Raw genomic sequence first — 21,293 nt, 5'->3', positions numbered from 1 at the left:
GGGGAAGCGAGGTGACGGAGTCGCTTCTGGAGCGGGAGCCGGCGCTGGCGGTGTTGCGGGAGGCGGTCGCCGAGGCGCGCGCGGGTCAGGGTTCGGTCGTGCTGGTCAGCGGGGAGGCCGGTGTCGGGAAGTCGAGCCTGTTGCGGGCGTTTGCCGACGAGGTGCCGGTGGGGGTGCGGATGTTGCGGGGGGCGTGTGACGACCTGTTGACGGCTCGGGCGTTGGGCCCGGTGCGGGATGCGGCGGCGGGGACCGGTGGTCCACTGGAGACGGTGCTGGCGGCCGGTGGCGGGGACGGGGTGTTCGACGCGGCGTTGGCCGAGCTGTCCGGCCCGGTGCCGACGGTGCTGATCGTCGAGGACGTGCACTGGGCCGATGACGCCACGCTGGATGTGCTCGGTTACCTGGGTCGGCGGGTGGAGGGGTTGCCGGCGGTGGTGGTGGTGACCGTCCGGGACGGTGGTGCGCCGGCGGGGCATCCGGTGCACCGCTGGCTCGGCGGTCTGACCGGTGGTCGGGTGCGTCGGGTCGTGTTGGCTCCGTTGTCGGTGGCCGGGGTGGGGGAGTTGGCCGCCGATACGGGGTGGGATCCGGTGGCGCTGCATGCGTTGACCGGGGGCAATCCGTTCTTCGTCACCGAGGTGTTGGCGGCGGCGCCGGGGGAGGTGCCGGACACGGTGGCCGATGCGGTGCTGGCTCGGGTGCGGCGGTTGTCGAGGGTGTCGCAGGAGGCGTTGGCGCAGTTGGCGGTCATCCCCGGAACCGTGGACTTCGAGCTGGTCGACGCGGCACTCGGCGGCCGGCTCGACGCGTTGGCAGAGGCCGAGGAGCACGGGATCCTGCAGGTGCATCCGGGTGGGGTGGCGTTTCGGCACGAGTTGGCCCGGCAGGCGATCGAGCTGAGCCTGTCGGTGCTACGGCGGCGGGCGCTGCACCGGACGGTGATCAAGGTGTTGCGTTCCCAGGCCCGGCCGGATCCGGCTCGGCTGGTGCATCACGGGTCCCGGGCCGGCGACACCGACACGGTGCTGGCGTATGCCACGCGAGCCGGCCGGGAGTCGGCCGCGGCCGGGTCGCACCGTCAGGCGTTGGCGCACTTCGCGGCCGCGGTGCGGCATGCCGATCGGCTCGCGCCGGCCGAGCGCGCCGCCCTGCTGGACGACTATGCGTGGGAGCTGCACAACGCGCACCGTTTCGCCGAGGCGCTGGCGACGGGGGAGCGGGCGGTGACGCTCTACACCGGACTGAACGATCCGGTGGCGCTGGGTCAGGCGGGGGTGCGGCTGTCCCGGCTGTACTACCTGGCCGGCGACACGGGGCGGGCCGAGGTCGTGGCGCGGGCGGCGGTCGCGGCGCTGGAGCCGGCCGGCTCGGCGGCGGCGATCGCGTACGCGACCACGTACCACGGCGCGATCCTCGCCCTGGCCGGCGATTCCCGGGCCGAGCCGACGCTGCGGCGAGCGCGGGATCTCGCCGAGTCGGCGTCGCGGATCGACCTGGTCGAGCTGTGCCTGAACTACCAGAGCCTCGCCGAGTCCACTCTGGACACTGATGGCCGGATCGCGCTGCTGCGGCAGAGTCTGCGGCTTGCGCTGGCGCACGGGCATCACGAGCACGCCGCCCGCGGCTACACCAACCTCGCCGAGCTGCTGTACCGGCACGGCCGCCTCGCCGAGCTGGAACGCTGCCTGGCCGACGGGTTGGCCTTCACCCGGGATCGCGGATTCTGGTCGCACGCCTACAACCTCGAAGTCCACCAGTGCCTCCTTCGGATCCGCCGCGGTGACTGGACCGGTGCGGAGACCGGCCTGGCCGCGCTGGCCGAGCGGGACGAGGATCCGGGGATGCTGCGCCTCTACGCCGAACCGGTCCATGCCCGGCTTCGGGCCAGGCGCGGCTCGGCGCGGGTCGGCAAGGTGCTCGCGAAGGCCTGGCAACGGGCGCTGCGGCAACGGTCCCTGACCGCGCTGGCGCTCGCGGGCACCGCGCTGATGGAATGGGCGTGGCTGTCCGGTGAGCCGAAGCGGGCCGCCACCATGCTCGAGCAGTGGGCGCCCCATGCCGGCCGGCCCGGCGCCGAGCCGGTGACCGGCGAGCTGCTGCGCTACGCCGCCCGCGCCGGCCTCGCGGTGGCACCCGCCATCGGCTGGGAGCCGGCCGGCGACCCGTACGAGCACGCCCTCGAGCTTGCCGACACCGGTGAGACCGAGCCGACCCTCGAGGCGCTACGGATCCTCGACGATCTCGGTGCCACCGCCGCGGCCACCCTGGTCCGCCGCCGGCTGAAAACCCTTGGCGTGCGGACGATCCCCCGCGGCCCGGCGGCCAGCACCCGTGCCCACCCCGCCGGCCTGACCAACCGCCAAGCCGACGTCCTCGACCTGCTCGCCGGCGGTCTGACCAACGCCGAGATCGCCGACCGCCTCGTGCTGTCCGTCCGCACCGTCGACCACCACGTCTCCACCATCCTCAGCAAGCTGGGCGTCTCCTCCCGCCGCGAAGCCGGCGCCCTAGCAAGATCCCTGGCCACCACCTGACGCCCCGCATGCGGCTACCCCAGCGCGGGACATGCCCGGGATCGCGATCCCAGCTCTGCCCCTACCCAGCCCCCACCGCTCCACGGGGGGCGAGCCCACGTCCATTTTACCAGCGGAAACGGGGGGGAAGATCGAATTGGGTGGGGTTGTGGATGGGTGGGGTGGGTGTGGACAACTCGGGGTTCGGGGAGGCGGGGACTTGCGCGGAGTGGCGGCGTATGGCAGTGACGGCCTCGGCGACCCTGGTGTGGTCGGTGCGGTGGTTGAGCACGCAGATCCGCGCGGTGTACTGGCCCTTGACGCGGGTGCTCGACAGGAAGACCCGGCGCTCGGCGTTGACGCGGTCGAGGACCGCGGCGGTGATCTCCTCGCCGGCCCGGTGCCGGAAGGTCACGGTGGACAGTTGGGGCGGGGCGAGCACGGTGAGGTTGGGGTCGGCGGACAGCTCGCGGTGGACGTACTCGGCGAGGTCGAGCTTCTCGTCCAGCGCGGCGCGGAAGGCGTCCACGCCGTGCAGGTGCAGCGGCAGCCACAGGCGCAGCCCGCGGAAGTCGCGGGTGAGCTCGGGGCCGTAGTCGGCGAAGTCCGGCAGCTCGGTCTTCGGCATGTCCCGCAGGTACTCCGGATCGTGCCCGCTGTGCGCGTCGCGCAGCGTGTCGCCGTCGCGCACCAGCAGGCAGCCGGTGCCGAACGGCAGGAACAGTCCTTTGTGGGCATCGAGGATGACCGAGTCGGCCCGGTCGATCCCGCGCAGCCGCTGCCGCCCGCGCTCGGTGAGCTGGAAGAAACCGCCGTAGGCGGCGTCGATGTGCAGCCACAGCTTCTGCGTGGCGGCGATGTGCGCGATGGCGGCGAGCTGGTCGACGACGCCGGTGTTGGTGGTGCCGGCCGTGGCCACGACGCAGAACGGCCGGCGCCCCGCGCCCCGGTCGACGCTGATCATCGTGGTCAGCGCGGCCAAATCCATCCGCAGGTGCGGGTCGACCGGAACCACCCGCACCGCGGCGGGCGGGAAACCGGCCAGGCGCAGGGCCTTGGCGATCGAGTGGTGCGTCTGCTCGGTGACGTACACGGTGCCGCGGGCGAAGTCGGAGCCGAGCATCGCGTGCCGGGCGGTGATCATCGCCGACAGGTTGGCCATGGAGCCGCCGGTGGTCAGGATCCCGGCCGCGGACGCCGGAAGGCCGACCAGGTCGGCAAGCCAGCGCAGCAGGTCGGCCTCCAGCGCGACCAGGCCGGGCGCCGGGTACGCGATCCCGGTGTAGCGGTTGAGCACCCCGGCGAGCAGATCGGCGACGGCCGCGGCGACGATCCCGCTGCCCGGGACGAACGCCATCAGGCCGGGGTTGCCCGGGTTGACCCCCTTGGCGGCGGCCCGGTCCAGCACGCCGAGCAGCTCGGTGACCGGCCGGCCGCGCGCCGGCGGCGCCCCGCGGAGCGCGGGATCGGCGAGCAGCTCGGCCACCCCGTCGCTGTCGGTGATCGGCTCGTCGGGCAGCCGGTCCACCACCCCGACGACGTAGTCCACGGCCGCGGCCAGCAACGCGCGCAGCTCGTCCCCGGCCGGCTCCAGCGGGCGCGCCCCGACGGCGTTGCGCTGCATGGCAGTCCTCCTGGCATCGACGGATGCCAGCACTGTCCCCTTCCGGCGGGCGGTCGGACATCGGTAACGGATGCCTAATTCGGCGCGCCCCGGTCACCGATCCACCCCCGGCGGGTGGGTCCGGGCGGCCTCACCGGTTGGCCAGGGCGGCCAGGAACTCGCGCAGGGTCTGGTGGGTGGCGGGGGAGCTCCACAGCTCGAGGACCCGCGGGTCGTCCAGCGGGCGGGTGGCGTCGATGCGGTCGCGGGTGGGCCGGTGCAGCTGCTCCTTGCTCAACGCGTAGACCGCGGCGGGGGTGGTCGCCAGCCGCTCGGCCCGCAGCAGGGCCGCGGACAGCAGGTCGTCGGGCTCGACCACGTCGTGGATGAGGCCGAGGCCGCGCGCGGCGGCGGGGTCCATGACGCGGGCGGTGAGCACCAGCTCGGACGCCGCGGCGCCGACCGCGTGGCGCATGATTTCCATTGGCACGGCGGGGAAGGGGACACCGGCGGCCAGCTCGGTGAGGCCGATGGTGCCGGCCGACATCAGCCGGACGTCGCACGCGGCGGCCAGCACGCAGCCGCCGGCAAGGGCGTGCCCGTTGACGGCGGCGACCACCGGGCGGGGATGGTCGAAGAGGGCGAGCGCGGCGGTGCTCAGGGCGGGAAGGAACTCGGCGACGTAGGCCGGGCCGCCCTCGACGATGCGCTTGAGGTCCACTCCCGCGGAGAAGCACCGGCCGGCGCCGGTGAGCACCACGGCGGCCGCGCCGGCCACCCCGGCCAGGGTGTCCGGGAGCGCGCCGAGCAGCTCCAGGTCCAGGACGTTGACCGGCCCGCGGTTCAGGCGCAGCACGGCGATGCCGGCGTGGTCGGTCACCTCGATCATTGGGCGGATTGTAGGTGTGGCACCGGGACGCCGGCGGCACGGCGACGAGTTTCGTCGAATGTGGACATAGTAAGGCCGGCGAACGAAGAAACCAGGCCTGACTTTTGGTTGAAGTCTTCACAAGTCCGGTGAGCGGGGTTAGCCTTCGGCTCACCCTCCTTCCCCCCGACACACCCCCTGGCCTCGTGATTTCCGCGGCGTGAGCCGCGTTGCGAAAGGTGGCATCCCTCATGGATGACAATGGGAACGGACCTGCTCGGTTCAGCCGGCGCGACGTGTTCACGGCCTCCGCCGGGGCGGCCGCGATGATCGGCGCGGCGGGGCTGCCGGTGCTGGCCACGGCGACGCCGGCACTGGCCGACAGCGATCACGGTGACCGGCACGGGCTGCGGGTGGAGCCGCTGATCCCGGCGCGCAACCGGGGGATCATCCTGTTCAGCGTGCGGGACCGGATCGCCGCGGCCCCGGACGACAGCGGCGTGCCGTTCGGCTTCGAGCGGGTACTGGCCCGGCTGGCCGAGATGGGCTACAAGGAGATCGAGTTCGCCGGCTACAACCAGCACACGTCGATTCTCGGCCGGCAGATCACGCCGCGGGAGATCCGCAAGATCCTCGACGACAACGGGCTGATCGCCAACGGCACGCACAGAACGATCGACCCGGACACCTTCGAGCAGGAGATGGACATCGCCCAGGAACTGGGCATGCGCAACATCGGCACCGGCGCCGACCCGGTGAACAGCCCGTACAAGGCCGACTGGGACGCCGCCGCCGACGTCTGGAACGAGCTGGGCCGCCGGGCCAGGGCGCGGGACCTGCGGCTGTACACCCACAACCACGACATCGCCTACAGCTTCCTGCTGGACACCGGCCCGCTGGACGCCGACGGCAAGCCGACCCGCTCGTCCGGGCTCCGCCGGCTGGAGTACTTCTTCGGCCTTGCCGACCCGCGCTACGTGTTCTTCGAGATGGACATCTTCTGGGCCTACGTGGCCAGGTTCAAGCACCGCACCTACACCGACCGGTTCGGCCGGACGCAGACCGACCTGTTCGACCCGATCCTGACGGTCGCCCCGCGCACCAACCGGTTCCCGCTGTTCCACGCCAAGGACGGCGACCGCAACCCGAACGTCCCCAATGGACACGACATGGTCCCGCTCGGCGAGGGCGACATCAACTTCCAGCAGTTCTTCCAGACCATCGGGGAGCAGGACTTCCACCACGCCAACTGGGAGCAGGACAACGCTCCCGGCGGCACGGCGAACCCCGGGCAGTCACTGACCTTCGCCGCGCTGAGCTACACCAACATGTCCGAGCTGACCATCTACCGCCGCTGATCACCATCCGCACGGAGCACCCCATGGCACCCCGCTGGCCACCAGCGGCAACAACTCCTGGGCCAGCCAGTCCGTCGCCGTCGACCAACCCCCGCGGCCACCGCCTCTACTCGTGTTCACCTCCGTACCCGGCGGCCCGACCACCGGCCTGCTCAACCTCAACCGGGTCGAGTTCGGGGCCAGCGCCGCCTGAGATGCCATGAAGGGGCCCTTGAGGACGCCGGGCCGTCTGAAAGGGTCCCTTCGCGGCACTGCCCTACGGAACGCGGGCCATCCGCAGGAACTCGTGGATCGGTGCCGCTTGGCCGGCCGGGAAGTGGCCGACGCCGGGTAGCAGGTGGACTGTCGCATGTGGAGCGGTGGCGGTCAGCCGCCGTTGGGTGTCGGCGGAGTCGAGGACCGCGTCCTTCTCGCCGGCGATGACCAGGGTCGGCATGGTGAGCCGGCGCAGGGTGGCGTCGTCGAAGACGGGCAGGCCCCGCCGGGGGCGGAAGTGGCGCTGGACGAGTTGCATGAACTCCAGGTACTTGGCCAGTTGCGGGGTTGGAGCGGTCTCCTGTGGGCGGCCGAGGTAGAGCCGCAGCGCCGTGCGCCTGCCCCACTTTCCGAACGGTAGCAACAGGAGTACCAGGAGCAGCACGCCGTACTTCTGCCGGCCGATGCCGCCGGGGCACAGCAGGGCGAGGCGCTCGACGCGGTCGGGGCGGCGGGTGGCGTAGTCGACGGCCAGCCAGCCGCCGAGCGACGCGCCGACGATCGACACGGTCGACAGGCCGAGGCCGGCCAGCACGTCGTCGAGCCATCCGGCGTAGGCGTCCGATCCCAGCGGTGGCCGGGCGGGCGCGCTCAGCCCGGGCTCGCCGATCACGTCGACGGCGTAGACCCGGAAGTCCCGCGCCCAGGTGACCACGTCGCCCATCCACATGACGGCGTTGGTCGTCGAGCCGTGCAGGAGCAGCACCGGCGGCGCCTCCTGGGGACCGCTGACCACGACGAAGGTGTCCCCTTGGCGGGTCTGGACGTGCCGCCGCTCGTGCCGAACCGGCCAGGAGTCGAGCAGCTCCCGGTACCGCTGCTGGACCAGCCGCTCGCCCCGCTCCGAGGAGTAGATGTCGGTCATTTGCTCTCCAGCACGACGTTGACGAGCCTGAGCAGCTCCGCGCTGCTGTCCGGCCCACCGATGATGATGATCTTCATGCTGCCCCGTTCCTCGTCGTAGGTCGTCTCGACGCGGAGGCGCTCGTCGTCCTCCGGTCGGCTGTTGGCGGAGCCGAGGAGCAGGGTGCTCAGCCGGCTCATGGTGTTCGGGTCGATCGCGTCGATCAGCACGATGCTGGTCACCTCGACCCGGCGCTGCCGCCGGACCGGCTCGGGCTCGGCCACCGGGCCGCCGGTCAGTGCCTCGAGGTCCGCCCGGGAGATCCGGTACTGCTTGCCGATGCGGACCGCCTTGAGCCGCCCGTCCCGCACGTAGTTGCGCACGGTTTTGACATGCAGGCCGAGCAGGTCGGCCACCTGCTCGACCGAGTACCACTGCTCAGCCACCCTCGCTCCCTCCGTATCGTTCCGTAAGTTACTCTAACACGGTCTTCAGAGAGAGCAATAGAGGAATTTAGTGGCAATCAGAACGATCGGTGGAGGCGGATCCAGCGGTAGCCGTAGCCGTTGAGATCGATGGCGGTCAGGTCCACGCCGGTGCCGTAGTCGGCATCGGCGGCCAGGCCGAGCGGGGTGGAGTCGCCGGCCAGCCGCGGATCGAGGGAGCAGTGGCACGGGTCGGGGGACAGGTTGTGCAGGAACAGGGTTCGGCCGCGCTGGCCGGTGGCGGTGTGCACCAGCACGTGTGGTTGGCCGGAGTCGAGGACCTGGTGCTCCCCGGTGCCGATCTCCTCGCATTCCCGGCGGGTGTGCAGGATCCGTTCGAACCAGGTGAGCAGGCTGTTCGGGTCGAGCCGCTGCTCGGTGACGTTGATCTTCGGGTAACCGTACGGGCCGGCGCCGATCGGCGGCGCGATCAGCTGCTCCGGCTCGGCCCTCGAGAAGCCGGCGTTGTCGGTGTGGGACCACTGCATCGGGGTGCGGATGGCCTCGCGCTCCGGCCGGGACAGATCCTCGCCCATGCCGATCTCGTCGCCGTAGCGCAGCACCGGCGTGCCCGGCATGGTCAGCTGCAGGCTGTAGGCCATCTCGAGGCGGCGCCGGTCGCCGGCCAGCATCGGCGCCAGCCGCCGGCGGATGCCCCGGTCGTAGAGCCGCATGTCCGGCTCCGGGCCGAACGCGGCGAAGACGTCCTCCCGCTCGTCGTCGGATAATCGCCCGAGGTCGACCTCGTCGTGGTTGCGCAGGAACGTGGCCCACTGGGCATGCCGGGGCAGGTCCGGCAGGCGGTCGAGGACGGCGCGCACCGGGCCGGCGTCCTCGCGGGCCAGCGCGAGCATGATGGCCTGGTTGAGCCGGAAGGCGAACAGCATCATCATCCGGGTCGGCTCGCCGTCCCCCTCGCCGAAGTACTCCAGCAGCTCCTCGTCGCCGACGTTGGCCTCGGCAAGCAGCACGGCGTCGGCCCGCCGCCAGGACACGGTCTCGCGGATCTGCCGGAGCAGGCCGTAGTCCGGCCAGGTGGTGGGTTCGTCGGGCCGGCGCGACTCCACGAGGAACGGCGCGGCGTCGATGCGGAAGCCCGCGACGCCCAGCCGCAGCCAGTACCCGATGATCTTGTAGATCTCCGCGCGGACCTCGGGATTGTCGGTGTTGAGGTCGGGTTGCCAGCGGTAGAAGCGATGCCGGTACCAGGCGTCGGCGACCGGGTCGTGGGTCCAGGTTTCCTTCTCCACGCCGGGAAACGCGGTGCCCAGCCACCGGTCGGGCGGCTCGGTCTCCGACCAGACGTACCAGTCGCGGTACGGCGAGTCGGGGTCGGCGCGCGCCGACTGGAACCACGGGTGCTGGTCGCTGGTGTGGTTGACGACCAGGTCGAGCATGATCCGCAGACCCAGCTCGTCGGCCTGGTTGAGCAGCTCGGAGAAGTCGCCGAGGCTGCCGAACCGCGGGTCGATGGTGTAGTAGTCGGTGATGTCGTACCCGCCGTCCAGCCGCGGCGACGGGTAGATCGGGTTCAGCCAGATGGTGCCGACGCCGAGCCGGGACAGGTAGTCCAGCCGGCTGATCAGCCCGGGCAGATCGCCGATGCCGTCGCCGTTGGCATCCTGGAACATGGACACGTCCAGCGAGTAGATGACCGTGTTGCGGTACCAGCGCTCCACCGTGCACACACCGTCCCGTCGAGATGATCAGTGGCCGTCGTCATGCGTCGGCGAGGGTTACCACCTTGGGCCGCCGATTAACGGGCCGGATGGCGGGTATGCCCCAAGGCATGGCCAGCTCGCTCGATGACACCCTGATCGGCATCTACCTCAACGACCACCTTGCCGGCGCCATCGTCGGCACCGACCTGGCCAAACGCCTCGCCGCCGCGGAGCGCGACCGGCCCGGCGGGCAGGCGCTCGCGCGGCTGGCGGACGAGATCGACGAAGACCAGGCGGCGCTGCGGGACATGATGGCCGCGCTGGGGGTGCCGGTCCGGCGCTACAAGACCGTGGCCGCGTGGGCGGCGGAGAAGCTCAGCCGGCTCAAGCCCAACGGCCGGCTGCTGGCCAGGTCGCCGCTGAGCGCCGTGCTCGAGCTGGAGGCGTTGCGGCTCGGCGTGGAGGGCAAGGCCGCCGGGTGGCGCACGCTGCGCGCCAGGGCAGAGCGGGACCCGAGGCTCGACCCCGACCGGCTCGGCGAGCTGATCGACCGCGCCCACCGGCAGATCGACGAGCTGGAGCGGCTGCGCGTGCGCACCGCGGCCGAGGTGTTCGGGGGCGAGGTCGAACCCGTGCGGGGCGTGCCTCGGCCGGCGTCCGGCACAAGCTCGGCGAGCTGACCGGCCGCCGCTCCGAGAACGACAGGGTTGCGGCCGCTCAGCCCCGGCCGATCCGGGCCAGGAACGGGATCAGGGTGGTGAGGAAGTCGTTGTCGGGGCTGGCGGAGTTGGGGTCGTTGTGGGCATAGGTGTCCTGGCGGTTGACCAGGGTGAGGTGGCGGTCCGGGATGCCGGACTGGGCGGCGAGCACCCTGGCGGCGGTGAGGACGCCTTCGCCGCCGAGGGCGGCGCCGAAAGCGTAGATGGGTAGGTGGCGGCCGAGGTCGGCGCCGTGGATGGCTTTGACGCCGAGGATCTGCTGGGCGGGGTTGGCGTTTCCGGCGGCGACGGCGCCGGCGTCGATGGTCAGGCGCAGGGGGTGGTACCAGGCGCTGCCGTCGATGCCGGTGAGGCCGGTTCCGGAGATCATGGCGGCGTAGCGCTGGATCGGGGTGATCTCGCCGGCCCGGTCCCACCCGCGCGGGTCGCCGCTTGCGGCGAGGCGGCCGGCGTGCACCTGGGCCGCCCGCAGCGCCGGCGGGGAGGTCTCGGTGTCGACCGCGTAGCCGAACTGGGCCTCGTTGGTCGCGGGCACCGGCGGCTTGAGGTTGGCCGGCAGCAAGGGAAAGGCCTGCCCGAGGGACGGGCCGTTGGGGTTGATGACGGTGCCGGTCGAGCCGGTGGCGGAGAACAGCCCGAGGAACGGCGCCGGGATGCCGCCGAAGGCCAGCCACGGCGTACCGGTGCTGAGGTTCTGCAGCGCCTGGCTCGCCTGCTCGGGGGAGACCGGGGTCGGGTTGCTTCCGCCGTCGATGTAGACCAGACCGTCGAGCTTCCGCGCGCCGGGCCGGCCGTTGAAGTCCCAGGTGGCGTACGCGGTGGTGATCGATCCGCCGAGCGAGTGGCCGCCGAGGACGACCCGGCGGCCGCGCTCGGCCGCGGCGGTGACGACGCGGTGCAGGTCCTCGATCTCCACGTTCATGCCCCAGCCGCGGGCAAACGGGACGGCCGCGTCCGGGACCGGCTGGAAGTGCTCGGTGATCGCCGGGTTGACCAGCCAGCCGAGGTAGTAGTCGAAGAACTGTTGCTGCGTCACGGCGTTGCGCTTCGCGGCGTCGAGCAGCGAGTGGTCCTCGAGCCGGTTCTCCCGGCGCTCCACCGACCAGACCTGCCACCGGCAGCGGGTGCTCCGGACGATGTCCTGCGCGATCGGTTTGAAGTATCCGGCGCCGGCCGAGGTGCCGGGGTTGAGCACCAGGACGTTGCGGGCGCGCGGCGATCCCACCTCGAGCACGCCGACCCGGTCGAGGTCGTCGGGGGTGGCGGGGTCGTCGAACCCCGGCAGCCACGAGAACCTGACGTCGTCGCAGCCGTGCCGGAGGTCGTCCGGCGCGGCCACGGCGCCGGACGGTCCGACGACTCCCGGTGCCGCAAGGCCGATCGCGATGGTCAGCATGATCCGCCGGAGTCCCGTGCGCCGCATGGCTGTGACGCTATTGGCTGCAGACGGCGCCGCTCAACGACGGCCTGACGAAATTGGTCGGGCCGCCTTGTGCCGGCGCACAACGGTCACGGGATCCCGACGGCGAGGTAGGCCAGCGCCAGGTGGCGGGCGGTGGTGAGGTCCAACCCGGTCAGCTCCTCGACCCGGCGCAGGCGGTAGGAGACCGTGTTGCGGTGGACGTGCAGCGCCTCGCTGGTCGCGGCGTGGTTGTAGTCGTGGGCGACGAAGGTGCGCAGGGTGCGCAGCAGCTCGTCGTGGTCCGGGTCGGCCAGCGGGTCGACGACCCGGGACCGCAGGCGGTCCGCGATGCCCGGCTGCCGGCACAACAGGACCTCCATCAGGTGGTCCTCGACCCGGATCCGGCCACGCAACCCGACCCGGCGCCCGTATTCGGCGAGCAGCACCACGTCCTCGCGGGCGCCGCCCAGCTCGCCCGGCGCCGCCGGATTCGCCACCACCAGCAGGATGTCGGGATCCTCCCCGATATCCGCGAGGGTGAGCGGGGTGCCGGTCAGCCCGACGACCCGGCCTCCGTCGGTGACGGCCAACCGCCAACCCTGGCGCCGCAGCCGGGCGGCCACCGTGGCGTGCCGCCGCGCGGGCTGCGCCGGCAGGACGACGGCGAACGGTGCGTAGGCGGGCTCCACCCGCACGCCGAGGTGCTCGGCGAGCTCGAGCCCGCGCTGATCGAGCGGAACGCCGCCGCTGAGCCGGTCCAGCAGGTCCCGCGTCCGCCGCTCCTCCTCCGACACCAGCGCGTCCCGCTCGGCGAGGTAGGTGTCGGCGACGCCGGCGGAGATCCGGTCCACGTACTGCATCAGCAGCTCCGCCGCGTCCACCAGGGCGTCGGTCTCGTGCTCGCGGGCATGCCTGCGGATCAGGCCCCACCCGACCTGGCGTCCGACGCCGAACGCCCGGAGGAGGTCCTCGAGCCGCACCCCTTCGCTGGCCCGGGCGCGAGCCCAGTCCCGCAGCGGTTCGAAGTCCTCGTCCGTCGGCGCAACCCCGGTCGACAGCCAGCGCCACCACCGGCGCAGGTTGCGCCGAACGCCCTCGAGGACGTCGGCCTGGGAGTCGCCGGGCAGCCGGTCGAGCGCGGCCACCTCGGTGCGCAGCGCGCCGGCCATCTCCCGGCTGGCCACGTCCAGCGGTATTCGGGCGACGATCGCCGCCACCTCGGCGTAGGCCGTGCTCCGGTCTCGATCCGTCATCGCACGCTCCCGGGCTCCTTCCGACCGACCGTAGCGGTTCGCAACTTTGCATAGAGTGGCGGCAATGGACGCAAACGGCACGAGCATGCGGGCGGCGCGGTGGCACGCGGCGCTGGACGTGCGCGTCGAGGACGTTCCGGTGCCGCGTCCCGGCCCCGGCGATGTGCTCATCCGCGTCGAGCGGGCCGGGATCTGCGGCACGGATCTGGAGGAGTACGTCGCCGGGCCGGTGTCCATTCCGGTCGGTTGGCCGCATCCGATCTCCGGGCGGCAGGCGCCGCTGATCCTGGGCCACGAGCTGGTGGGGACGGTGGAGGCGGGGCCGATGGCGGGCGCCAGGGTGGTGCCGAACGTCGTTGTCGGATGTGGACGGTGCTGGTGGTGTGTCCGGCGCCAGGAGATGCTGTGCCCCAAGCTCGGCGTGCGCGGTCTCAACGACGACGGCGGGTTCGCCGAGTTCATCGTGGCCGAGGCGGACACCTGCGTGCCGGTGCCCGAGTACGTCGACCCGGACGTCGCCGCGTTCGCCGAGCCGGTGTCGGTCGCCATCCACGCGCTGTCGAAGGCCGAGCCGCTTGCCGGACGGGTCGTGGCGGTGAACGGCGCCGGGGTGATCGGTCAGCTCGTCGTCCAGCTCGCGCTGGCCGGGGGAGCGGTGGCCGTGCTCGCGGTGGACCCGGTGCGGGTCCGGCGCGAGCTGGCCAGGCACTGGGGCGCGCAGGCCTGCCCGCCGGACGAGGCGCCCGAGCGGATGGCCGCGCTGTCCGGCGGGCGCGGCGCCGACGTGGTGCTGGAGTGCTCGGGGGTGCGCGGGGCGCTGGCGTCGACGATCGAGCTGTCCCGCCCCGGCGGAACCGTCGTGGTGGTCGGCATCCACGCCGGCACGGAGCAGATTCCGTTGCTGCCGTTGGTGTTGGAGGAGCGGCACCTGGTGGGCAGCGCGGGCCACCTGTGGGATGTCGACGTCGCGTCGGCGGTGGCGCTGCTGTCCCGCGGCACGCTGGACGTCCTGCCGCTGCGCTCGGCGGTCGTCCCGCTCGCCAAGGTGGTCACCGACGGGTTCGAGCGGCTGCGCACCGACAAGGACGTGTTCAAGATCCTGGTCGACCCGTCACCGGAGGGCGTTGACGGCGCGGGCGACGACCAGCGCGACGGTCACCAGTGACACCGCGGACTGCAGCATCATGGTCAGCTTGGCCCACCGGGACAGCGGCATGACGTCGGTCGGGCTGAACGCGGTGGCGTTGGTGAACGACAGGTACAGGTAGTCGACGAACCGCGGTTCCCAGTCGGCGGGCGCCAGCGACTTCTCGGTCATCTGCACGAACTCGAAGTCGGGCAGCTCCCGGCGCCCCACCGCGCGCGCCGCCGGGCCGCCGCGGTCCAGCTCCCAGTACCACAGGGCGAACACGATCACGTTGGTCAGCCAGATCGACGCTCCCGCGCGCAGCAGCTCGGCGGCGTCGGCGCCGCCGGACCCGGTGACCAGCCAGTCGACCAGCAGGCCCACCGACCAGGCGTTGGCGATGCTGATGACGGCGATCAGGCCGAGGCTGACGCCCCGCAGCACCGCGGACTCGCGGCTGATCCGTCCCGGGTTGGCGACCAGGACTACGGCGAACAGCGCCAACTCCAGCCCCGGCAGGATCCACCCGGTCAGCCCGACCAGGTGCTCGGGCAGGCTCACCTGCAGCGCCACCGCGACCACGACCGACACCGCGGCCGGCCACCGGTGCTCCCCACGCGTCGGCCGCCGCCACGCCGGGGGAGCCTCGTCCGCCGCACTCACGCCGGCATTAGAGCCCAATCCGGTGCCGAGAACAAATCGTCACCCCCGCGCATCAGTACACATGAGACCCGAGCGTGGGAGGAGTGGTTGTGGTTCGACGAACAAGGGCACGAGCCGGCAGGATCGAGAGGGCGGTCATCCGGTCACCGGGCGGACGTGGTCAACCGGTCTGGCGTAATCATCAGGCTGCCCAGGATCTCCGCGGACCGATCGGCTTCGGCCGGTTGCTTGATCTGGACGTACACCCGGAAACCGTCGCCGGTGAGAGCTGCCTCGGTCACGGTCCACGGGCCGGGGCAGTCGCTCCGTCTGTGCACGATGGCCGGCATCGACCCGAACGTGCCGGCCTGGGCGGTGATCTTGGCGCATCCCAGGTCCACGGTCGATGTCTCCTCCGGCGGCAGCTTCGCGCTGAGATCCCGGGTGATCCCGACGAACACCCCTGGCGCGTCGCTGTCCGGCCGCCGCCAGGACGCAAGATCGCCGGACACCTCAAGGGCGGGCTGCGAGCCGTCCGTCAGACCGGCAACCGTGGGCGACCATCCGTCGTCGCGCTTCTGTCTCGCCCAATCATCGGGGAGGTCCACGGAGATCACACCGGCCGCGTCAGAGACCCGGGTCGTGTCCTTCAGGGTGAGCCAGTACCAGGTGAGCGACGCGACGGCGCCCAGCGAGCCGGCGAGGACGAAGGCCAGCGCCATCGTCACCCAGCGGCGTTGCCGGACCCGGGTCACGGGTTCGGTGACCGTGTCTACTTCGGACACACGGGTGATCTCGCATAGTCCGAAGTGGATCCGACATCGGCGGCTTTCAGCTCGGCGGCGAACGACTCGGCGTCCGGCCACCGCCGGTCGGGATTACGCTCCAGGGCGCGGAGCACCACCGCGTCGACGTCGACGCTCACCGTGGGCCGCAGGCTGCTGGGCGGGACGTCGGCGGCGCGGTCGTGGGTCGTCCCGGTGAGCAGGTGGTAGGTGAGCGCGCCGAGCCCGTACACGTCCGCGCGGAGGTCGATTCCGCCGCCGGGCACCGCCTGCTCGGGCGCCATGTAGCCCGGTGTGCCCGCACTCAGCGAGATCCCGGAGGAGTGGGCGGCTGCCTTGGCCAGCCCGAGATCCGCGAGGAGGACCCGTTCCTCGCCGCTGTGACCGCTCTGGAACAGCACGTTCGAGGGCGTGATGTCGCGGTGGATCACGCCGATGCCGTGCAGCACGGCCAACGCCCTGGCCACCTCGTTCGCGATGCGCAGCGCCTCGGGGATCGGCAGCGGCCCGCCGGCCAGGCGGTCGGCCAGCGTGCCACGGTCGGCGTAGGCCATGACGAAATAGGGCCGGCCGTCGTCCAGCTCGCCGATGTCGAAAACGCGGACGACCCGATCGGAGTCGGCTCTGCGCAGGATCCGCGCCTCCTCCACGAACCGGTCCCGGACATCGAGCGAATTGATCCAATTGTCGGCGAGCACCTTGATCGCCACGCGCGCATCGAGGTTTTCGTCTTCCGCCAGCCACACCGTCGCGAATCCGCCCGAACCCAGCCACTTCAGGACGCGATACCGGCCGATGCGTTCGAGCTGTGACACGCCCGTATCATTTCAAAGCCCATCACCGTGGAAGGACCGGACCGTGGACTCCGATGACGAGGACCGTTTGGTCGAGCGCGCCAGGCGTGGTGACCGGGCGGCGCTCGAGGCGTTGCTGGCGACCATCCGGCCGTCCGTGTTGCGGCTGTGTGGCAGGGTGCTGCCGCATCCGCACGACGCCGAGGACGCCTGCCAGGATGCTCTGCTCGCCATCGCCACGAACATCACCAGGTTCGAAGGGCGGTCCCGCTTTCGCACCTGGGTTGGCGCCGTCGCGTCCAACGGCGCCCGGCAGACCTACCGCACGCTCAAACGGCGCGCGAGCGAGCAACCCACCGGCGAGTTGCCGCCGGTCGCGGACGGCCGGACCACCAGCGTGATCGCCGGAACGCGGATTGACCTGCTGGAAGCGCTGGAACGCCTCGAGCGCGACCGGCCCGACCTGCTGGCGCCGGTCGTCCTGCGGGAAATCGGGCAGCTCGAGTACGCCGAGATCGCCGACCGGCTGAACCTGCCTATCGGCACGGTGAAATCGCAGATCCACCACGCCCGGCGGCACCTGCGCGCGACCCTCGCCGCCCAGCCCGGGTGATCGGCGATGTCCTCCCGCGCGGCCGCCACCGTCCTGTTGTGCTGCACGCTGCTGGCCACTGCCTGCGCCGCCGAACCCGAAGACCTGCCCGGCAATGCGGTCCCCCTGACCGGCAGCAGGACATTATCTCCCGCACCGCCCAAGGCCCCGGCGTGCACCGTCGAAGACGTCGTGGTCGAGGGCTCCCGGACCGACAAGCCGCGAGTCACCGTGCCAGAACAGTGTGCGCCGCCGACTACGTTGCAGGTCAAGGATGTGATTCCAGGGACCGGCCGCGAGGTCACGAGCACCTCCGGCCTCAGCCTCATCTACCTGCTGTTCACTTGGTCCGACGGCAAGGAAATCAACGTGCTGGACCGGCAATCCGGCGGCGATGATGGGGGAATCGGGATACAGAAGCTCGAGGACTCCCCGTTCCCCGACGGGTGGGAAGAGGGACTGATCGGCGCCCGACAAGGCGCTCGCCGGCTCGTGATCGTGCCACCGGACAAGGGGTACGGCCCTCAGGCGGAGCTCATGCCGCTGACCCGTGGCGACCCCGTTTGGATCAAGCCGAACGAGACGCTGGTGTATGTCATCGACCTCAAGGAGGTCTACGCGGTGTTCCCATCCGGCTGAAGCTGTTCGAAATTTCGGATGCTATGCGGCTAATCGAACAGGGAGGTACGCTCGGGCAGGCCCCGGGTGTCCCTGCTGTTCTCCTGGCTGTCATAGGGGTGAGTGCTCATGGCACGGCGTTCCCGTCGATCGTGGTTGTCCATGGTGGTCATGTCGGTGGTGGTGATGCTGGCCGCCGGCCTCGTCTCGGTGAACTCGGCGACCGTGGCCAGCGCGGCGGGCACGTTCACCAACCCGCTGGTCCAGCGCGGACCGGACCCGTGGATGCAGTACTTCAACGGGTTCTACTACCTGGCCACGACCACGTGGAACAACACCATCACGATGCGCAGGTCGCGGACGCTGGCCGGGATCGCCACCGCTCCCGAGACGGTCGTCTTCCGGCTCACCCGGCCCAACGCCGCGGGAACCATGTGGGCGCCGGAGTTCCACCTGCTCGACGGGCCCAACGGGCGGCGCTGGTACATGTACTACACGGCCGGGCGGGAGCCGTTCGACCTGAACTCCCAGCGCATTCACGTCGCGGAAAGCGCCGGCCTCGACCCGATGGGGCCGTACACGTTCAAGGCAGACATGCTCGACCCGGTGCAGAACAACACCTGGGAGCTCGACGGGAGCATCCTTCGGCTCAACGGCCGGCTCTACCTGCTCGGCACGTTCTTCAACGGCTCGCAGCCGGCGTTCATCCGCCCGCTGTCGAACCCGTGGACGGCCAGCGGCACCCGCCGGATCCTGTCCAACCCTACGTTCAGCTGGGAACGGGTCGGCGGCGCGGTCAACGAGGGCCCGGAGGTCATCCAGCGCAACGGCCGGACGTTCATCGCGTTCTCCGCCAGCCACTGCTCGACGCCGGACTACAAGCTCGGCCTGCTCACCTACAACGGCGGCGACCCGCTCAACTCCTCGTCCTGGGTGAAGTCGCCCCAGCCGATCTTCACGCGCAACGACGCCGCCCGCGTCTTCGGCCCCGGCCACAACGGGTTCTTCAAGTCACCCGACGGCACAGAGGACTGGATCGTCTACCACGCCACCAGCACGCCCGGCGGCTGCGACCTGAACCGCAGCACCCGCGCCCAGAAGATCACCTGGAATGCCGACGGCACCCCCAACTTCGGCCGACCGGTCGCCCTCGGCACCCCCCTCCCCGCACCCTCGGGCGAACCGGCCGAGTAGCTACCCGAGCCGGCTGCTCGCCTCGCGAAGCAGGTCGTCGACGCGCCGGGTGTCCGGCAACCCGGCGCGTTGCATCAGCGCCTTCGCCCGCGCCAGCAACGGTTGCGCGACCTCCGCCGCCTCGCGCGCGTCGAGTTCGGTCGGGTGCCCGTCGCGCAACAGGCCGGCCACCCGGGGATCGTCCAGCGCCGCCGATCCCAGGTACCGCAGGCACCGTGCCTCGCCGTGCGCGTCTCCGATGTGGACGAACAACGTGATTGCCCATTGCCACAAGGGCACAGCCCCGAGCGGCAGGCCCAGCTGATAGGCGAGGACCACCCCCTGCAGCTCGACCGCCTGGGCCTTGCTACCGAGGTCGCCCCGGTCGTCGGCCATTCGCTCCGCCAGCCGCAGGTAGTCGAGCGCCTCGTCCGGCAGGTCCCGCCGCATGCACAGCGCACCGAGGGCGATCAGCGCGGCGGTGACATCGGTGCGGTCCTCGGGTTTCCGCGTCACCACAATGCGCTCTAGCTGGCCCTTGGCTCGCAGCACTGCCATCTCGTCCGAACCGAGCATGGCCAGCCAGGCCCGTTCGACCTGCTGCCGCACGGCCAGCTCGGCGGCCGCCGGACCGCTGACCCGGCTCGCGTACTCCGCCGCGACGTCGAGCATCCGGCCCGCCTGGGCACGCCGGCCGGCCATCCGGTGTGCGATCGCCATCCGGATCGCCGCCGAGCCGGCCAGATCAAGTCGGCCGGCCCGCTCGGCCAGCTCGCGCACGGCGTCGTTGACCGCGAGAAGGCCCTCGGACAGCTGCTCCCGCACGTACCACACCTCGAGCGCACGCGCGATGCTCGCCAGGTCGTCGATCACCAGTTCCAGCAGGCGCTCGTCGCGGTAGCCGTCGGTGTCGAACAACGGCCGCAGGCTTGGCTCGGCGTCACCGAACCAGTCCGTGGCGATCGCGTCGGAGGTGAGCCGGGCCGCCCAGCGGGTGACCTGTTGCGCGTAATGACGCACCAGAGCCGGCACCGCCTCCCGCGCGCGTGCCCCGCGATCCTCCTCGGTGGTCGTGGCGCCAAGCGTGCGCCGGACCTCCACAGGCAGCCGGTAGCGGCCGTCGGATTCCTCCACCAGGTTGCGGATGCGCAGCTCCTCCAACGGATCACCGGACACTTTCCCGCGTGCGGTCAGGACTGCCGAGATCGCGTCCCTCGTGCGCGCGGTGACCGGCAGCTCGGCGAGCACGTGCAGCAACCACAACGCATCGGCGGACAGCCCGGCCCGGACATCGTCGACACTCGGCTCGGCCGGCCAGATCCGCACAGTGCTGTGTGGAACGAGCGTGCCGAGCGTCGACTCGCCGGCGATGATCAACCACCGCGGTCCGGCGGGTGGCTTCATCCGGATCACCGGCTCGACGTCCTCGGGTGCCGCGGCGTTGTCGAGCAGGACGATGTCGTACCGCCCGCTGGCCCACCCGGCCGGACGCGGGTTTGACCGGCCGTGCAGGTCGTACCGGATGATCCTGTTGGGCTCCACGCGTCCGGAGTCGATGAGCCTGGCGATGACGGCGCCGGCGACGGTCGAGGTGCCTACCCCGCGCGGGCCGGCGACGACGAGCATCCCGGTGTCGCGCACCAGTTCCAGGCCCCGTTCGACTTCGGGATCCCTGCCGTGCAGGGCGGTGGGCCGGCGCCAGGGGGACGGTCCCAGCGCTATCGGCGGCGGGGTCGTGGCGGAGGAGCGGTATCGCCAGCTCCGCACCAGGAGGGCCAGCGTGGTCACGGGTGCCAGCACGACCAGGATCAGCAGCCCGAACAGGGCCGCAGCCCGGCTGAACCCCCCGGGCTGGGAACCGAGCGCGTCTCCGGCGGTCGACAGGACCAGCCAGCAGATGAGGGCAACCAGGACGTACCGGAGGCCCCTGACGGAGTGGGGTTCGAATAGCCCGCCCTCCCTGCCGGTGGCGGGGCGCTTGGCCGGGGCATCGTCGGGGTCGGCCTGGCGGAAGGCCGGGGCGGCGTCGGCGAGGGCGACGAGAAGCCTGCGGGCGAAGGCGCCGTCCGGGGAGTGCGCCGGAAGGCGGAAGTTGGGCGCCGCGTCGGCGAGGGCCACGAGGAGCCCGGGTGGCTTACGTCCGTCGCGCATCGTCGCCTCCCTTGGCCTCATCCTGCGCGCCGGGAAGCAGCCCGAGCGTGTAACCCGCCACCTTCTTCACCGCAATCGGCGCCGCGGCCCCGATGCCCACCGCGACAAGAGCGTTCGGGATGTAACCCGCCTGCGCCGCGGCGGCGGTCACCACGGTGGCAATGATGAAGTGCAGCAGGGTCGCAATCCAGTACGGTCCCGCTCCAGGGCCGTACGGTTCTCGCCACGGCCACCCCTTGGCGTGCTGAGAAGCTTCCAGGAGAACCAGCGCCCGGTTCATCGCGGCGCCCGCGAGCCCCCACAAGGCGTACTGCCACATGCGCAGACCGTACCCGCTGGCATCGGCCGAGTGTTCAACGGTTGAAGCGGCCACGCTTCTCCATTCGAATTGCGCAATGCCAGTGTGCCGCAAACCAGCGAGCGTAGGGCTCCGGGCAGGATCCTCATC

Annotated in this window: 19 protein-coding genes; 7 read left to right on the top strand and 12 right to left on the bottom strand. The window is 71.5% G+C overall.

All coding sequences use genetic code 11. The features are described 5' to 3' along the window. Window positions 1–11 precede the first annotated feature (11 nt). Window positions 12–2,537 (top strand): ATP-binding protein, encoded by a 2,526-nt coding sequence (locus VGX25_RS03630; RefSeq protein ID WP_326916130.1) that lies wholly within the window; start codon window positions 12–14, stop codon window positions 2,535–2,537. 106 nt (window positions 2,538–2,643) lie between these two features. Here the strand turns inward: VGX25_RS03630 and VGX25_RS03625 are convergent, their stop codons facing one another. Continuing rightward, the gene (locus VGX25_RS03625) at window positions 2,644–4,140 is read right to left on the bottom strand and encodes a pyridoxal phosphate-dependent decarboxylase family protein (protein WP_326916129.1); all 1,497 of its coding nucleotides are present in this window, start codon (window positions 4,138–4,140) and stop codon (window positions 2,644–2,646) included. Window positions 4,141–4,270: 130 nt separating this feature from the next. Next, window positions 4,271–5,008, bottom strand: a complete 738-nt coding sequence (locus VGX25_RS03620) for an enoyl-CoA hydratase/isomerase family protein (RefSeq protein WP_326916128.1) — start codon at window positions 5,006–5,008, stop codon at window positions 4,271–4,273. Between the two features lie 230 nt (window positions 5,009–5,238). Here VGX25_RS03620 and VGX25_RS03615 point away from each other — a divergent pair, with 230 nt between their 5' ends. Further along, window positions 5,239–6,345 carry a sugar phosphate isomerase/epimerase gene (locus VGX25_RS03615; protein ID WP_326916127.1) on the top strand — a complete coding sequence of 369 codons (1,107 nt, stop codon included), beginning with the start codon at window positions 5,239–5,241 and terminating at the stop codon, window positions 6,343–6,345. A 256-nt stretch (window positions 6,346–6,601) separates the two neighbouring features. On the opposite strand, the gene VGX25_RS03610 is transcribed toward VGX25_RS03615, so the two are convergent. The 3 genes from VGX25_RS03610 to VGX25_RS03600 form a co-directional block, all read right to left on the bottom strand. Then, entirely contained in the window at window positions 6,602–7,465 is an 864-nt protein-coding gene (locus VGX25_RS03610) for an alpha/beta fold hydrolase (RefSeq protein WP_326916126.1), read from the bottom strand. Beyond that, window positions 7,462–7,890, bottom strand: coding sequence for a helix-turn-helix domain-containing protein (locus tag VGX25_RS03605; protein ID WP_326916125.1), 429 nt, complete (start codon window positions 7,888–7,890; stop codon window positions 7,462–7,464). Before VGX25_RS03605 ends, VGX25_RS03610 begins: the two co-directional genes overlap by 4 nt. 77 nt (window positions 7,891–7,967) lie before the next feature. Further along, window positions 7,968–9,608 (bottom strand): alpha-amylase family protein, encoded by a 1,641-nt coding sequence (locus VGX25_RS03600; RefSeq protein ID WP_326916124.1) that lies wholly within the window; start codon window positions 9,606–9,608, stop codon window positions 7,968–7,970. Between the two features lie 110 nt (window positions 9,609–9,718). Here VGX25_RS03600 and VGX25_RS03595 point away from each other — a divergent pair, with 110 nt between their 5' ends. Continuing rightward, complete coding sequence (locus tag VGX25_RS03595) at window positions 9,719–10,270, top strand: hypothetical protein (RefSeq protein WP_326916123.1); 552 nt, start codon at window positions 9,719–9,721, stop codon at window positions 10,268–10,270. Window positions 10,271–10,307: 37 nt separating this feature from the next. Here VGX25_RS03595 and VGX25_RS03590 read toward each other — a convergent pair whose 3' ends face one another. Beyond that, a complete protein-coding gene (locus tag VGX25_RS03590) occupies window positions 10,308–11,732 on the bottom strand; it encodes a hypothetical protein (protein ID WP_326916122.1) in 1,425 nt (474 codons plus the stop codon). Between the two features lie 86 nt (window positions 11,733–11,818). After that, window positions 11,819–12,964 carry a helix-turn-helix domain-containing protein gene (locus VGX25_RS03585; RefSeq protein WP_326916121.1) on the bottom strand — a complete coding sequence of 382 codons (1,146 nt, stop codon included), beginning with the start codon at window positions 12,962–12,964 and terminating at the stop codon, window positions 11,819–11,821. A 64-nt stretch (window positions 12,965–13,028) separates the two neighbouring features. Here VGX25_RS03585 and VGX25_RS03580 point away from each other — a divergent pair, with 64 nt between their 5' ends. Then, window positions 13,029–14,129, top strand: coding sequence for a zinc-binding dehydrogenase (locus tag VGX25_RS03580; RefSeq protein ID WP_326916120.1), 1,101 nt, complete (start codon window positions 13,029–13,031; stop codon window positions 14,127–14,129). On the opposite strand, the gene VGX25_RS03575 is transcribed toward VGX25_RS03580, so the two are convergent. The 3 genes from VGX25_RS03575 to VGX25_RS03565 form a co-directional block, all read right to left on the bottom strand. Then, the gene (locus tag VGX25_RS03575; protein WP_326916119.1) at window positions 14,076–14,753 is read right to left on the bottom strand and encodes a hypothetical protein; all 678 of its coding nucleotides are present in this window, start codon (window positions 14,751–14,753) and stop codon (window positions 14,076–14,078) included. The two genes, VGX25_RS03580 and VGX25_RS03575, sit on opposite strands and share 54 nt — an antisense overlap. A 143-nt stretch (window positions 14,754–14,896) precedes the next feature. After that, complete coding sequence (locus VGX25_RS03570) at window positions 14,897–15,517, bottom strand: hypothetical protein (RefSeq protein WP_326916118.1); 621 nt, start codon at window positions 15,515–15,517, stop codon at window positions 14,897–14,899. Next, on the bottom strand, window positions 15,505–16,332 hold the full coding sequence (locus tag VGX25_RS03565) for a serine/threonine-protein kinase (protein WP_326916117.1): 828 nt from the start codon (window positions 16,330–16,332) through the stop codon (window positions 15,505–15,507). Before VGX25_RS03565 ends, VGX25_RS03570 begins: the two co-directional genes overlap by 13 nt. 43 nt (window positions 16,333–16,375) lie before the next feature. On the opposite strand from VGX25_RS03565, the gene VGX25_RS03560 reads away from it, so the two are divergent. The 3 genes from VGX25_RS03560 (at window position 16,376) to VGX25_RS03550 (ending at window position 18,715) form a co-directional block, all read left to right on the top strand. Continuing rightward, on the top strand, window positions 16,376–16,924 hold the full coding sequence (locus VGX25_RS03560; protein WP_326916116.1) for an RNA polymerase sigma factor: 549 nt from the start codon (window positions 16,376–16,378) through the stop codon (window positions 16,922–16,924). 6 nt (window positions 16,925–16,930) lie between these two features. Continuing rightward, entirely contained in the window at window positions 16,931–17,542 is a 612-nt protein-coding gene (locus tag VGX25_RS03555; RefSeq protein WP_326916115.1) for an FKBP-type peptidyl-prolyl cis-trans isomerase, read from the top strand. A gap of 108 nt (window positions 17,543–17,650) precedes the next feature. After that, window positions 17,651–18,715 carry a glycoside hydrolase family 43 protein gene (locus VGX25_RS03550; RefSeq protein ID WP_326916114.1) on the top strand — a complete coding sequence of 355 codons (1,065 nt, stop codon included), beginning with the start codon at window positions 17,651–17,653 and terminating at the stop codon, window positions 18,713–18,715. Here the strand turns inward: VGX25_RS03550 and VGX25_RS03545 are convergent, their stop codons facing one another. Together VGX25_RS03545 and VGX25_RS03540 are read right to left on the bottom strand one after the other, a co-directional pair. Then, window positions 18,716–20,845, bottom strand: a complete 2,130-nt coding sequence (locus tag VGX25_RS03545; protein WP_326916113.1) for a hypothetical protein — start codon at window positions 20,843–20,845, stop codon at window positions 18,716–18,718. Then, entirely contained in the window at window positions 20,829–21,218 is a 390-nt protein-coding gene (locus VGX25_RS03540) for a hypothetical protein (protein ID WP_326916112.1), read from the bottom strand. The genes VGX25_RS03545 and VGX25_RS03540 overlap by 17 nt, the downstream gene beginning before the upstream one ends. Between the last annotated feature and the right edge of the window lie 75 nt (window positions 21,219–21,293).

The sequence above is a fragment of the Actinophytocola sp. genome, from assembly GCF_035942955.1.
In the GTDB taxonomy this organism is placed as follows: Bacteria; Actinomycetota; Actinomycetes; order Mycobacteriales; family Pseudonocardiaceae; genus DASYTH01.
This window is presented reverse-complemented; position numbering and strand designations above follow the sequence as displayed.